We start from the raw sequence: 14,097 nt of genomic DNA, 5'->3' as shown, positions 1-14,097 counted from the left end.
AAGGTCTTATTTTTGATGGTTTACTTTTCTTATAATTTATTATATTCAAATTATAAGGTTTTTATTCATCATAATTACAACTTATTATTACTATAGAGAATATTATGTTTCGTGTTGTTGCTTCTGATCTGGATGGTACTTTATTAACGCCTGAGCATAGCTTGTCACCTTATACAAAAAAAGTGCTTCAAGCTTTACGTCAAAAAGATATTCATTTTGTTTTTGCAACTGGGCGTCATCACATAGATGTCGCGCAAATGCGTGAAAATATGGAAATTGATGCTTTTATGATTACATCTAATGGTGCTCGGGTACATGACAGTGCAGGTAATTTAGTTTTTAGTCAAAGCATTAAACCAAGTTTAGCCAGCGAACTTGCTAAAGAATGTATTGATGATCCACTAGTTTATACCCATGTTTATCGAGGGGATAATTGGCTTATCAATAAAGAAGATACTTATTCTCTTAGCTTTTTTCGTGATACTGATTTTACTTATCAGTTTTTTAATCCACTTGATTTTGCAACTGATGATATTGCTAAGATCTACTACACAACAAGTGGCGATGAACTCCACCCACACTTAGTAAAAATCAAAGAAAGACTTGATGCAAAATATGGCGATAAAGTAAGTATCACATTTTCGTCATTGAATTGCCTTGAAGTTATGGCGGAAAATGTATCAAAAGGTAGTGCACTTAAAAAAGTCGTTGAAAAGTTGGGACTCGAATTAAAAGATAGTATCGCTTTTGGTGATGGCATGAATGATGTTGAGATGTTATCTTTGGCAGGTAAAGGTTGTATCATGGAAAATGCTAGTGCTGATTTAAAGCAACGATTACCTAACTTAGAAGTCATTGGATCAAATGTTGATGACGCTGTTCCTCATTATTTGAGTCATTTATTTCTTTAAAAAATCTGAATAATTTTATGGATCTTAATTTTGATAAAGAACTTAATACGTTAGGATTACGATGTCCTGAGCCTATTATGTTAATTCGAAAAACGATTAGAGAACTTGAGATAGGTCAAGTTCTTCATATTGTAGCTGATGATTTTGCCACAACGCGTGATGTGCCAAGTTTTTGTAGGCATATGGATCATGAGCTATTAGCATCTCAAATAGAATCGGAACCTTATCACTATTGGATAAGAAAATCGCATTAATATTTGTTAACAATTTAATGAATACGATTCATATTAATCAATCAATTCAATTTGAAACAAATAATAACGTAGCGTTCGCCAATCGTTAGGTATTAGATGATCTGTCATCAATAATAATGTACATCGTTTACCATTATGACGTGATTGTAAATTAAGAATTATCATATAGCGAAGCAATAAAGGTTTGCGTAATAAATACCAACGTTGCTTATGCCAATATATCTGGTTGATATGGTGAAATAAAGCAAATTCTCCTTTTATTGTTTTGCAATAGCGTAGCGCTCGAAACCATTCGATAACCAAGATTAATGTCACAATAAAGGTATAACTATTTAATGTGGTATAAGCAAATTGTAATAAACACAATATGACTAACATCAAATAAAAAATTGAAAAAATAGCAATTTGTTGATAAGAATTCGTTAGTTTTGTGCTCCACATATTAATACCTCGATCTTGATAAAACAGGATTATTACATGGTATTGTTAAAAATTGCTTAAAATTAAGCTTAATATGGGAGATAATATCCAGAATTATGTTATTTTTATCATATAGATGTGTAATTACCAAAAGCGCTGGATGACTAAATTTATGATATATTTATTCACAACTATATGAATTAAAACATTTTAGGGTAACAAATATAGCATTTGTTGCCCATATTTTATTTAAAAATTAAATTAGGAATAATTTGTGATATTAATTAGAGTGTTGAAATTTATTCTAAAACTTTTAATCGGCTGCTTTCTTTGTGGTTTAATTATTGGAATCGCTGGATATGCCTATTATTCAAAGGATTTACCCGATGTTGCGACATTGAAAGATGTGCGCTTACAAACACCAATGCAAGTATTAAGTAAAGATGGTGAATTGATTGCTATTTTTGGTGAACGTCGACGCACTCCATTGAAGTATGATGAAATTCCGCCCATTGTGGTTAATGCCGTGATTGCCACCGAAGATGCGCGTTTTAATGAACATTTTGGTATCGATCCTATTGGTATTGTCAGAGCAATGTATATCGGCGTGAAACAGAAAGGCTTTTCACAAGGTGGTAGTACTATCACTCAACAAGTGGCAAAAAACTTTTTTTTAACGCCAGAAAAAAGTATCTCACGTAAAGTAAAAGAGATGATTTTAGCGATTCGTATGGAAAAAGAGTTATCAAAAGAAGAGATCATGGCGCTCTATCTTAATATGATTAACTTTGGTTCCCGCGCATACGGCGTTGCTGCTGCTGCCTATACCTTTTTTGGTAAAACCCCTGATCAGTTAACTATCGATGAAGCTGCATTATTGGCCGGTTTACCTAATGCACCTTCGGCTTTTAATCCAATATCTCATCCTGATCGCGCTTTGACAAGGCGTAATTGGGTTTTAAGTCGTATGCTTGATCAATCCTATATTACCCAAGCTCAATTTGATGAAGCGATAAAAAAACCATTAAGCGTGAGTTATCATTCACCACAGATAGAATTTTCAGCCCCTTATGTTGCTGAAATGGCACGACAATTTATGTATGATAAATTTGGTGAAAATGCTTATACTGACGGTTATAAAGTCTATACAACTATTTCCAAAACAGACCAAATAGCCGCAACTGAGGCCGTCCAAAAAAATATTATTGATTACGATATAAGACATGGTTATCGTGGTGCTGAAAAAATATTGTGGAAAAGTAACGAACCCCCATTGAATGCAGAACAAATTCAGCAAGCGTTAGATAAATATATTTGTTACAACCAAATGTGTCCAGGGGTTGTTATGCAATCTTCCGACACTGAAGCCAAAGTTGTTTTATCCGATAAAAGTGATATTAAAATATTATTTGCTGGTATGAAGTGGGCTCGTCCATTTATTAGTGATAACCAACAAGGTGCGTTTCCCAAAAAAGTATCGGATACACTAAAACCAGGTCAATTAATTTGGGTGAAAAAATCAGGTGACAATTGGGATTTAGCACAAATTCCTGCGGTAAATGCGGCACTAGTCTCTTTAGATTCTGATAATGGTGCTATAAAAGCAATTGTCGGTGGTTATGATTATAATTTAAGTAAATTTAATCGGGCAACACAAGCGCTACGTCAATTAGGTTCAAACATCAAACCCTTTATTTATACAGCCACGTTAGAACAAGGTTTGACTATGGCTACCTTGCTTAATGATGCGCCTATTGTGCGTACCAGCGGTAGTCAAATATGGCAACCTAAGAATTCCCCTCCAAATTACGCAGGACCACTTCGTTTAAGAATTGGTTTAGGGATGTCTAAAAACGTGATGATGGTTAGAGCGTTAAGGGCCATCGGTATTGATTACGCAGCAAGTTATTTGGAGCGTTTTGGTTTTCCGAAAGAAAACATTTCACATAATGAATCTTTAGCACTTGGATCAGCATCATTTACGCCGTTACAAGTGGCAAGAGCTTATTCGGTTATTGTTAATGGTGGTTATTTGATTTCGCCTTATTTAATTGAAAAAATTGAAGAAAATAATGGTGACAGCGTGATATATCAGCATCAACCTTTAATTGCTTGTCACAATTGTCAGGATGATGAAGTCTCTAATGACTCAAAACATCTATCCCTTAATAATGTTGAAGATGTCGCTAATGAGTCAGGTAATGAAGAGCCCGAACAAGCCAATCTTAAATCTGATGATAAATTGATATTACCAGACATTAATGATGCTAATAAAACAAATGATAATACACCTAAATATGCGCCTCATACTATAAATAGTGGTATTGCATTTATTATGAAAGATGGCCTACGCTCTATCGTCTTTGGCGGCTCAGATTGGCAAGGTACGGCTTGGCGTGTTAAAGCTCTAGGTCGAAAAGATGTGGGAGGAAAAACAGGTACGACCAATCAGTCCAAAGATGTTTGGTTCTCAGGATTTGGTGGGAATATTGTTACAACTGTTTGGATGGGATTTGATGATCATCGCAGGGAATTAGGACGCACTTTCCGAGCCGAAGCGGGCGCTGTGACAGCAAATCCGGTGTGGGTTGATTATATGAAAGTAGCATTAAAAGATGTGCCAGTACAGGAAGATGTACAACCTGAAAATGTTATCTCTGTCACGATCGATCAGAAAACAGGATTACTCCCTAACCCTGGTGCGAAAACCATGTCAGAGTATTTTATTAAGGGAACTGAACCTACAACATATGCGACACAAGAAGTCGGTACCAGTGTGACTGATTCACAAGGTAATACTTCAGAGCTATTCTAACTTAAGGATTTTAAATGAATGGTTCGATAAGAATTATTGGTGGCAAATGGCGTGGGCGTAAATTGCCAGTTCTAAATAAACAAGGCTTGCGCCCAACCACTGATAGAGTAAAAGAAACATTGTATAACTGGTTAATGCCAGTTATACATAGCAGCGAGTGTTTAGATTGTTTTTCGGGAAGCGGATCATTAGGTTTTGAAGCTGCATCGCGTGGTGCGCAGAGTGTTACTTTACTTGAGAAAGATAAACAAACCGCTCAACTATTAATCAAAAACACACAACTTTTAGCAAGCACAGCTATTGATGTTTGTCATACTGATACTTTACAGTGGCTTAATCGTTCAGCTTATAAACAATTTGATATAGTATTTATCGATCCGCCTTTTCATCAAGCTTTAGTGGCAAAAACCATTAGCCAGCTTGAAGAGAATGGTTGGTTTAAACCTTCTGCTTATATCTACATTGAAACTGAAATAAATTATAATGTCATGAATGATATTCCATGTAATTGGTATTTACATCGCGAAAAAACCGCAGGGCAGGTGCACAGCTACCTTTTTATACGAGAAGACGTTTAATGTTTATATTTATTGGTAAAGTTTTATATTCCTTAATTTGGTTGTTTTTTTTATTTAATCTTATCTATCCTTATCCAAGACCGGCAAACATTGTAGCCTATGTTGGATTAATCGCTTTTGCTATAACCCATGGTTTACAAGCATGGATGTTACAATCAACGATGACAAACCAAGAAAAAGAGCAGGACAAATATAAAGCACTTCGTCTTTTTATTTTTGGTGTTTTTGAATCACTTAGCTGGAAACAAAAAAAATAGAGAAAAAAGTGGTTGTCAGATACAAAAATTTTTGTATAATGCTCACCACTTCTTTAGAAGTCTCCAAATATGCGGGAATAGCTCAGTTGGTAGAGCGCAACCTTGCCAAGGTTGAGGTCGCGAGTTCGAACCTCGTTTCCCGCTCCAATTCATAATGTAGTACTAAAATGTACAAACTCATAAATATCAACAGTATCATTTATCATTATACCTAGTATAGGTTCTGAAGCTACAGTGTTGGTATGGCTTTAATGAGCACCATCATGATCAATCGCACACATTTTATAGTGTAACTTAAGTTAACATACTTATTACTGGTTTACCTATCCAATAAGAAGCTTGCATTTTTAGCGCTTATAATCCTCTACATGTTTAGTATCTTTTTTAAGAATTTAAATTTTTGAGCAATTTATTAACAATATAGGGGTGGATAATAGAAACGGGTAACATATACAGTTTTCCCCAAATATTATGATTCTTAACTGAAGTAATGATAAACAATTCTTCCTTAAAATCATTAGTTTCAATAATACGAATAGACACACAAACATCGAGATGAAAATCCCTTACAACTAATGTTAGTGTATCTCTTTTTTTCTCGATAATTGTGAAAAAATGAACTTTACTGCCTATATCAGGTTCCCCTTCTTCCAGAGTATCAAATCCATTTATAGATCTGATTCCAACTCTTTTCCCTAAAAAATCCCTAATTCTAAATAGTCTGCCCAACCATTTTGGCTGGTAGGACGTCATCATTTTATAAACTTCGTAAGCAGTAACATTTTTACAAACATTCAGGCACTGATAACTTAAATAATCACATTTTTCGTCTATTAATGCTATGTTATTTAATAAGCCTTTGAGTATTTTAATCGTAGCTTTTTGCTTTTTTTTCATTAATGAAATTAATATTGTTAATATTGTATGGAAATAATACCAATAAAATGGGAATTAAAAGATGACACTCTATAAATTAGATAAATGAAATGGTTCATCTTCTATATTGTTTAGTTTTTTTCAACTTATACTATAGATCAAATTGATAATTTAAAAGGTATGAATGGAAAATTATCACCATGATGCATTATTGACGAAAGCTCCAGCATAATACTAAACCTTTTAGTCACGTTTGGCATCATGTTAAAAATGGAATAGCGCTTATGCAAAAAGAGATAATAATATTTTTCCACATAGCGTGAATTCCGGTTAAAAAGATTAAAAACTATCTGTTGTTTTAAAACCGCCACCACCTGTTGATGAACTAGATGAAAACCCACTACCGCCGGAAGATGAACTGGAAGCGCCTGAAGAACTATTGCTGCTAGTAGATGATGACCTCGATGAAGAATTCCATGAAGTTTGTTTTGATGAACTTGTTGTAGAGAACATGCTGGTGCTTTTGGATGAAGACCAATTAATGGTTTTATTACTATTAGCTTGGGTTCGACATGAAATAAGTACATGGACTATTGTTTCAGGAAAAATATCTTTGTTTAGTAGATTGTTAAGTAACTCATCAAGTTTAGATGATGAGATATTATATTCATAAAAAGAACTAGGGATGTTATTTTGTATAAAAATAGATAGCGTTTGTTCAAAACGCATATAAGTATATTCTAGTGCTTCAACAGTGTGTTTTAGTGTGGGTAAACTTTGCTCTACTTGTTGTATTTTTCTATCTAAAATCGGAATTTGTTGTATTAGTTTATCATCTTCTAAACTATTGCTTTGCAAAGTTAATTGTACCACCTCGTTTATTGATTGTTGCTGTAATAACTTAGCTAGCTTATTTACCTGACTTAGATAAATTGTTTTTAATTTTTTAGTTATGTTATTTAATCTGTGTGTAAACGTCAAAAAGATAGATTGTAAATGATGTTTATTATTTTTTATTTAATAATTTTTCTATTTGTTTAAGTGTAATTCCCATTATTTTGGCGATAGCTTGCTTATCCATGCCTTTTTCTAATAAGGTTGTAACCATGATGATCTCTAATTTTTCCCGTCTAACTTTTTCTGATTTTGTTTTATGTTTTTCACATGCTAGTTTCTCTTTTGCTATGGCTTTTTCTTCTTTGCGGATTTGTTCCATAATTTGATAAGCAGGGACATATTTCAAGCTTTTTTCCAGTTCGTCCATTAATCCAATAGCTTTGAAACTAACATAAGTTTTGGTTGAAATAATTAGATGATCAACCAGTTCGATGTTAAGAATTCGTCCAACTTGAATTAGGCGATCGGTCATATCTTTATTACACACAGAGGGGGCTAAGCGTCCTGAAGGGTGATTGTGTACCGCAATCACACGTGATGCATTTTTCATTACAGCCACTCGAAAGACATTCATTGTTTCGATATTGACTGATTTGTAGGCGCCTAAAGCGATAAGTTCAATATGTACAATATAGCCAGCAGCGTTTAAACCGATAATCCAGAAATGTTCTTTTTCTTGATCTATTTTGTTATCACGTAGTAATACGTTTTTCATGATGTTATAAACATCATCAGTTCCTTCAATATAACGTTTATCATTTTTGCCCAGCTTAATATCCATTCGCAATTCGTATTTAGATAAAAAATGTACGAAATATAACATAAATCAGATGGTATTGTAAGCAATGGCTTTTGCGTCCCTTATTTATCAAGATTTATTGCTTATTTCGTAGTGATTTTAGGATAATAATAAACGGGATAAGTAAACGACATTGAATGTGCTTTTCGACAGTAAAAATATTTGAACGTGTTGAGAAAAACTTTACATTTAGACATGATTAATGCTCACGAGATCATTGATTGTTCAATGCCAAATTATAGACATGTTCGCGTAAATCGACTTTTTAAACCGCTTCAAACAATAGAATGAGGTAAAATAGGCACTTTTTTATATCGTACGATCGAGTAAAGATCGACAAATGGCATCGTGTTTGTGTTGCCATATTGATATAAAATAGACAAATTTATGTTACTTTTTATACTTAAATATCTATATTACCTTAAACATCTTTACATAAAATGTTATTTTTAGTAAGGTTACTTTACGTTGTTTGCACCATTTGATGGCATGATTTTTTCTCATTTTGGTGCAAAACTAGTCATCTTTTTGAACACTATAACTCAATTATTATCCGTTACTAAAACATTATAATTATTTTTTATTAGTTTTTTACTTTAAAAACAGTAATTATATTTATCCACTTTTATAAAGATGTTAAGAACTACTGGCATAGTAATTGCTTGTAATAATATTGAATATAATTAAGTCAATAATTATAGAAATAAGTTTAGAGGAAATATGCATATGGAAAATCATAGCAGTAGTACAGTTGCTTTTGTAAAAAAGCGGCGCTCTTCGTTAATAAGTGCCATTTTTCTAATGGCCACTTCGGCAATAGGTCCGGGATTTATTACTCAAACAGCCACCTTTACTGTTACTTTAGGTACCGCTTTTGCTTTTGGTATTTTAGCTTCTATTATTATCGATTTTGTAGTGCAACAAAATATTTGGCGCGTCGTTGCTTTAACCAAAATGAACTCTTCAGATATTGCTAATGCAACTATTCCTTTTAGTGGCTATGTTTTAGCTATGCTTATTATATTTGGTGGATTAGTTTTTAATATTGGTAATATTGCTGGAGCTGGATTAGGTTTAAACGCATTGGTTGGACTCGATCCTAAATGGGGAGGGGCAATCAGTGCGTTAATGTCAGTTTATATATTTTCATCCCGACAAGCCAGTCACTTTATTGATCGCTTAATGATCGGTTTTGGTTTATTAATGATTATTCTGACATTATTTGTGGTGTTTGCTTCACATCCACCAGTAGGTGAAGCGTTAAAAGAAACGGTTTTCCCTAGTAGCATTGATTTTGCTTCGATTACCACAATTGTAGGAGGTACGGTTGGTGGTTATATTTCTTATGCTGGTGCTCATCGATTACTAGACAAAGGAATGGTGGGCGTTGAACATATTGACTATGTTTCAGGTGCAGCAACTAAAGGCATAATGGTCGTTGGTTTAATGCGTTACATTTTGTTTTTAGCTATTTTAGGTGTTGTTGCAAGTGGTGTGACTATTGATATTTCAAGTTATGCGGCTAACCCTGCATCACAGGCGTTTCAAGCAGCGTTAGGGGAATTAGGACTACGCATTTTTGGCTTAATTTTATGGGCAGCTGCAATAACAAGTATTATTGGCGCTGCTTATACTTCTATGACATTTATAACGCCGTTCAAACGTAATATTACAGAAAGACAACGAAAAATTGCCACCATTATATTTATTGTTACTTCGCTTGCTGTTTATTTAATTATGGGAACAGCCCCAGTGTCATTGTTAGTCTTTGCTGGAGGCTTTAATGGTTTAGTATTACCACTGGGCTTAACTATTTTTGTTTATATTGGATGGCGACGATCTGATCTGATGTCTGGTTATCATTTTCCTCGATGGTTATTATGGTCCGGTGTCGTAGTCTGTGCTATTACTTGGTATATGGGAGCCATGTCAGTAGCGACTATCTTCAATTATTTAAAATAGAAGGGCAATATGATCATCGACAAATTGATTGATTTAAATAGTGACCTTGGCGAAAGTTTTGGTCAATGGAAAATGGGTAATGACGAAGCAATTCTAAAAATCGTAAGTAGTGCAAATATTGCCTGTGGTTTTCATGCTGGTTCCCCTGAGGGAATCTTAAAAACATTAAACGCTGCCAAATTAAATAATGTGGCCATTGGTGCGCATGTTGGTTATCCAGACTTAGTGGGTTTTGGTCGTCGAAATATGGACATTGCGACCGAAGAATTAATTGCCGATGTCATTTACCAGATTGGCGCTTTAAAAGGGTTAGCAACGTCAATTGGTAGTAAAGTGAGTTATGTTAAACCTCACGGTGCGTTATATAACACTATTGCACATGATAAACGTCAAGCAATGGCAGTGATTGAAGCAATTTGTCTAATTGACCCAGCATTGACATTGGTAGCACTTGCAGGTTCGCAGTTAATTAATTGGGCAAAAGATAAAGGCTTAAATGTTGTAGCTGAAGCTTTTGCTGATCGTGCTTATCATGCTGATGGGACATTAGTTTCTCGAAAACAAGAAGGTGCAGTATTGCATGATCCTGATTTAGTTGCTCAGCGAATGTTACAATTGGTCAATGAAGGCGGTGTTACCTCGATTGATGGTCAATTTGTTCGTATTGATGCTGGCTCAATTTGTGTGCATGGTGACAGTTCTGGGGCTTTAGCTATGGCGCAAAAAGTGAAAGAAAGATTACAACAAAATGGCATTACAATAACCTCATTTGCAAAGGTGAAAGATGTGTAAACTTGCCCACAACGTTGTACATTTAGACAAAATATCTCTATTTAGTCTTGAAGTATTTACCATTTACCGAGGTGTTTAATGCGTTTTTTACCTGTTAATATTGATGCACTGATTGTTGAGCTCGCTTCCCTTGAGCAAACAATGGCTCTGACGAATTCGCTGCAAAGCTTGTTAGCACAAGGAAATATAAAAGAGATTATTCCCGCAGCGCGCACCATTTTGATTCGTTATAATCCAATAACGATTGATGCGAATACTCTTGCTAACCACATTGTAAAACTCGATATAACATCGGATGTAATAAAATCAGGTGAACTAATAATCATTCCTGTTCGTTATAATGGTGAAGATTTAGATCAAGTTGCTCAATATTTGGGTATAACGGTTGATGAAGTTATTACGCGTCATACCAGTAATGAATACCAAGTTGCGTTTTGTGGATTTGCTCCAGGCTTTGCTTATATGGTATCGAAAACAGCTCAACTGGATGTACCACGTCGACAGTCACCTCGGGTTCGTATTCCAGCAGGTTCTGTTGCTTTAGCTGGCGAGTTTAGTAGTATTTATCCACAAGCAAGTCCCGGTGGTTGGCAATTAATAGGTATCACAGACGTCGCTGTATGGGATATTTATCGTGAGCAACCAGCTCTATTTAAGCCGGGCACTCGTGTTAATTTTGTAGATGCGAGTAAAACGGCAGTACAATATCATTTACCTACGACTAAAAGGCCAAATAGTGTTATTGAACCAACATCCGATATCAAAATATTATCGATCGGTTTACAAACGCTTTTGCAAGACAATGGTCGAATGGGGCAAGCAGCTTTAGGTATTTCAGAATCAGGAGCAATGGATAAAACGGCGCTACATAGTGCTAATCGTGTTTTAGGCAATCCAATTAATGAGGCCGCATTAGAAATTACTCAAGGTGGGTTTAGTGCTCAAATAAATAGCCCTATGCTAGTTGCGGTAACAGGTGCGGTCTGTGATATCACGATATCAACCTCAACAGGTGAAAGATATCAAGCCTCAATGTATCAACCTATTCAGTTAGAGCATGGTGATACGATTTATTTAGGCCACGTTAAAAGTGGTGTACGAAGTTATTTTGCGGTGAGAGGTGGGTTTGAAGTATTACCGATTTTAACTAGTTGTTCTTTTGATACTCTTGCACAAGTCGGGCCTGCACCGCTTAAAGTTGGTGATACGTTAGCAATTAAACATCAGCAAAAATTAAATCCTGTTTCTTTAACTCAAACACCGGCTTTACATTATCCGTCTTCTAATGATGTGGTTGAGTTAGATATTGTACTAGGACCGCGTACGGATTGGTTTACAAAGCAAGCAATATCGCTACTTACTTCACAATTATGGCAAGTTACACCAGCTTCTAATCGGATAGGACTGCGCTTATTAGGCGATACACCATTAGCACGTGAAAAGCATCAAGAACTACCTAGTGAAGGAACCGTTATTGGCGCTATACAGATTCCAGCAAATGGACAACCCGTGCTGTTTTTAAATGATCACCCTTTAACGGGCGGTTATCCAGTCATTGGTGCTGTTTGTAACTATCATTTAGATTTAGCAGGTCAAATTCCTGTCAACGCTAAAATAAAATTTAATCCTATTGGGATGTTTAAAGAATTCGAAGGGAGTCATGTTGATCATGTCTGAACATAATAAAAAAATAGTGCATAAAGTATTGATTGCTAACCGTGGCGAAATTGCTGTGCGTATAATACGTGCTTGTCGTGATATCGGATTTTTGTCGGTTGCGATATATGCTGATGCCGATCTTGAGTCGCTTCATACCCAAATGGCTGATGAGGCATATGGTTTATTTGGTAATAAACCAAGCGAAACTTACCTAGATATTGATAAAATTATTACCATCGCAAAAAAATCTGGTGCAACTATGGTTCATCCAGGTTATGGTTTTTTGTCTGAACGAGTAGAATTTGCTAAAGCAGTACAAGATGCGGGTTTAATTTGGATTGGGCCGAATCCAGAAACCATCGAAATATTAGGCGATAAAGTTGAAGCCAGAAAACTTGCTATTGAAGTCGGGGCACCGTTGGTGATGGGTACTAAAGAGCCCGTTAAAAACGCCAAAGAAGTGGTTGAGTTTGCACATATGCATGGCCTGCCGATTGCGATAAAAGCAGCTTTTGGTGGCGGTGGTCGAGGTTTAAAAGTTGCGTGGCAAATGGATGAAGTTGAAGAACTTTATCATTCTGCTGTGCGTGAAGCAGCCGCCGCATTTGGGCGGGGCGAGTGTTTTTTAGAACAATTTTTGCATAATCCACGTCATGTTGAAGCGCAAATTATTGCTGATAGCTTGGGTAATATTGTGGTGGTAGGGACTCGGGATTGTTCATTACAGCGCCGCAACCAAAAGTTAATTGAAGAATCGCCGGCGCCTTTTATTAGTGAGCAGTTAGAACAACAAATTATAAAGGCTTCGATTGATATCTGTGCTAAGGCAAACTATGTTGGTGTGGGTACAGTTGAGTTTTTATTAAGCCAAGATGGTAAATTATCTTTTCTTGAGGTCAATACACGTCTACAAGTTGAGCATCCTGTTACCGAAGAAACAACCGGCATTGATCTGGTTATTGAACAACTCCGCATTGCGCAAGGTTTACCACTTAGCATTGAGCAAATGCCAATTCCTCGTGCCCATGCTATTGAATTTCGTATCAATGCAGAGGATGTGGCAAATGGTTTTTTACCTGCTGCAGGGATGATTACTCGATTTGATGCCCCGTCTGGACCCGGTGTACGCTTAGATAGTGGAGTAAAAACAGGATCGACTATCCCAGCAACATTTGATTCCTTGATGGCTAAATTAATTATTGTCGGTAAAAATCGAGAACAAGCAATTGCTAGGGCTAAAAGAGCATTAGCTGAGTTTGTCATTGATGGCGTTGCATCCGTTCTACCATTTCATCGAGAAGTACTTGAAAGTCCTGATTTCACAACTGATTTCAAAGTACATACTCGTTGGATTGAAACAGAATTCTCTGCAACTTTACAACCTGCCAAAAGACAAATACCACATTTAGAACCAAGTATCACCCATACTTTTATTGAAATAGATGGTAAACGTTGCAAACTTGGTTTGCCTACAAATCTTTTTGCTGGATTATCAACATCAACTAAACTTTCTTTGGCAGAACCCTCTTCGACACTAGAGTCCAATTCCACTTTTAGTGTTGAGTCACCTGTATCGGGAAGTTTATTTAAATGGTTGATTGATGATCATCAAAGTGTCAATCAAGGTGAAGTGATAGCAGTTATGGAAGCCATGAAAATGGAGGTTCCTATCACAGCACATCGATCGGGCATTTTAACGCATGAACTCAAAGAAGGCGAATACATTAATGCAGGGACTAAAATCGCTGAAATAAGTTAAACCAATGTGAAGTTATTAATAAGCTTCTCCAAATTAATAATTTTATCAACACATAACATATATTGGTGAGTATATTAATGTGAAATACTTGCCAATATGTTTATATGTAATTTTAAAA

13 protein-coding genes and 1 tRNA gene are annotated in these 14,097 nt (G+C 35.6%); 10 read left to right on the top strand and 4 right to left on the bottom strand.

The annotated features are described in order from the left end of the window. Positions 1 to 104 precede the first annotated feature (104 nt). Together J3U56_RS03415 and tusA are read left to right on the top strand one after the other, a co-directional pair. The gene (locus J3U56_RS03415) at positions 105 to 911 is read left to right on the top strand and encodes a Cof-type HAD-IIB family hydrolase (RefSeq protein WP_267348048.1); all 807 of its coding nucleotides are present in this window, start codon (positions 105 to 107) and stop codon (positions 909 to 911) included. A 17-nt stretch (positions 912 to 928) separates the two neighbouring features. Beyond that, positions 929 to 1,165, top strand: a complete 237-nt coding sequence (tusA, locus tag J3U56_RS03410) for a sulfurtransferase TusA (protein WP_267333203.1) — start codon at positions 929 to 931, stop codon at positions 1,163 to 1,165. 33 nt (positions 1,166 to 1,198) lie between these two features. Here tusA and J3U56_RS03405 read toward each other — a convergent pair whose 3' ends face one another. Beyond that, entirely contained in the window at positions 1,199 to 1,606 is a 408-nt protein-coding gene (locus J3U56_RS03405) for a protein YgfX (protein ID WP_267366725.1), read from the bottom strand. A gap of 262 nt (positions 1,607 to 1,868) precedes the next feature. On the opposite strand from J3U56_RS03405, the gene J3U56_RS03400 reads away from it, so the two are divergent. From J3U56_RS03400 to J3U56_RS03385, 4 genes are all read left to right on the top strand, one after another. Beyond that, on the top strand, positions 1,869 to 4,400 hold the full coding sequence (locus tag J3U56_RS03400; protein WP_416379648.1) for a PBP1A family penicillin-binding protein: 2,532 nt from the start codon (positions 1,869 to 1,871) through the stop codon (positions 4,398 to 4,400). A 14-nt stretch (positions 4,401 to 4,414) separates the two neighbouring features. Next, positions 4,415 to 4,978, top strand: coding sequence for a 16S rRNA (guanine(966)-N(2))-methyltransferase RsmD (gene rsmD, locus J3U56_RS03395; RefSeq protein WP_267333201.1), 564 nt, complete (start codon positions 4,415 to 4,417; stop codon positions 4,976 to 4,978). Continuing rightward, complete coding sequence (locus J3U56_RS03390; RefSeq protein ID WP_267333200.1) at positions 4,978 to 5,235, top strand: DUF1145 domain-containing protein; 258 nt, start codon at positions 4,978 to 4,980, stop codon at positions 5,233 to 5,235. Before rsmD ends, J3U56_RS03390 begins: the two co-directional genes overlap by 1 nt. 71 nt (positions 5,236 to 5,306) lie before the next feature. Then, positions 5,307 to 5,382, top strand: a tRNA-Gly gene (locus tag J3U56_RS03385). Between the two features lie 237 nt (positions 5,383 to 5,619). Here J3U56_RS03385 and J3U56_RS03380 read toward each other — a convergent pair. From J3U56_RS03380 to J3U56_RS03370, 3 genes are all read right to left on the bottom strand, one after another. Then, positions 5,620 to 6,132, bottom strand: a complete 513-nt coding sequence (locus J3U56_RS03380) for a DUF2867 domain-containing protein (protein ID WP_267366723.1) — start codon at positions 6,130 to 6,132, stop codon at positions 5,620 to 5,622. A 318-nt stretch (positions 6,133 to 6,450) separates the two neighbouring features. Next, complete coding sequence (locus tag J3U56_RS03375; RefSeq protein WP_267366721.1) at positions 6,451 to 6,969, bottom strand: hypothetical protein; 519 nt, start codon at positions 6,967 to 6,969, stop codon at positions 6,451 to 6,453. Positions 6,970 to 7,117: 148 nt separating this feature from the next. Then, the gene (locus J3U56_RS03370; protein ID WP_267333195.1) at positions 7,118 to 7,789 is read right to left on the bottom strand and encodes a JAB domain-containing protein; all 672 of its coding nucleotides are present in this window, start codon (positions 7,787 to 7,789) and stop codon (positions 7,118 to 7,120) included. Positions 7,790 to 8,533: 744 nt separating this feature from the next. Between J3U56_RS03370 and J3U56_RS03365 the strand changes: the two genes are divergently transcribed. From J3U56_RS03365 to J3U56_RS03350, 4 genes are all read left to right on the top strand, one after another. Next, on the top strand, positions 8,534 to 9,769 hold the full coding sequence (locus tag J3U56_RS03365; protein WP_267366719.1) for an NRAMP family divalent metal transporter: 1,236 nt from the start codon (positions 8,534 to 8,536) through the stop codon (positions 9,767 to 9,769). Positions 9,770 to 9,784: 15 nt separating this feature from the next. Next, a complete protein-coding gene (locus J3U56_RS03360) occupies positions 9,785 to 10,561 on the top strand; it encodes a LamB/YcsF family protein (protein ID WP_416379718.1) in 777 nt (258 codons plus the stop codon). Between the two features lie 78 nt (positions 10,562 to 10,639). Continuing rightward, positions 10,640 to 12,238 carry an urea amidolyase family protein gene (locus J3U56_RS03355; protein ID WP_267366717.1) on the top strand — a complete coding sequence of 533 codons (1,599 nt, stop codon included), beginning with the start codon at positions 10,640 to 10,642 and terminating at the stop codon, positions 12,236 to 12,238. Further along, on the top strand, positions 12,231 to 13,979 hold the full coding sequence (locus tag J3U56_RS03350) for an acetyl/propionyl/methylcrotonyl-CoA carboxylase subunit alpha (RefSeq protein ID WP_267366715.1): 1,749 nt from the start codon (positions 12,231 to 12,233) through the stop codon (positions 13,977 to 13,979). The genes J3U56_RS03355 and J3U56_RS03350 overlap by 8 nt, the downstream gene beginning before the upstream one ends. The last annotated feature ends 118 nt before the right edge of the window (positions 13,980 to 14,097 follow it).

This window comes from Gilliamella sp. B2824, from assembly GCF_026536245.1.
Classification (GTDB): domain Bacteria; phylum Pseudomonadota; class Gammaproteobacteria; order Enterobacterales; family Orbaceae; genus Gilliamella.
Note: the sequence above shows the minus strand (reverse complement) of the source record. Positions and strands in the feature narration are given on the sequence as shown.

Coding starts and splice junctions, on each gene's coding strand:
- J3U56_RS03380 (WP_267366723.1), bottom strand. CDS start 6,132: ATGAAAAAAAAGCAAAAAGCTACGATTAAAATACTCAAAGGCTTATTA.
- tusA (WP_267333203.1), top strand. CDS start 929: ATGGATCTTAATTTTGATAAAGAACTTAATACGTTAGGATTACGATGT.
- J3U56_RS03405 (WP_267366725.1), bottom strand. CDS start 1,606: ATGTGGAGCACAAAACTAACGAATTCTTATCAACAAATTGCTATTTTT.
- J3U56_RS03355 (WP_267366717.1), top strand. CDS start 10,640: ATGCGTTTTTTACCTGTTAATATTGATGCACTGATTGTTGAGCTCGCT.
- J3U56_RS03350 (WP_267366715.1), top strand. CDS start 12,231: ATGTCTGAACATAATAAAAAAATAGTGCATAAAGTATTGATTGCTAAC.
- rsmD (WP_267333201.1), top strand. CDS start 4,415: ATGAATGGTTCGATAAGAATTATTGGTGGCAAATGGCGTGGGCGTAAA.
- J3U56_RS03390 (WP_267333200.1), top strand. CDS start 4,978: ATGTTTATATTTATTGGTAAAGTTTTATATTCCTTAATTTGGTTGTTT.
- J3U56_RS03415 (WP_267348048.1), top strand. CDS start 105: ATGTTTCGTGTTGTTGCTTCTGATCTGGATGGTACTTTATTAACGCCT.
- J3U56_RS03370 (WP_267333195.1), bottom strand. CDS start 7,789: ATGGATATTAAGCTGGGCAAAAATGATAAACGTTATATTGAAGGAACT.
- J3U56_RS03365 (WP_267366719.1), top strand. CDS start 8,534: ATGGAAAATCATAGCAGTAGTACAGTTGCTTTTGTAAAAAAGCGGCGC.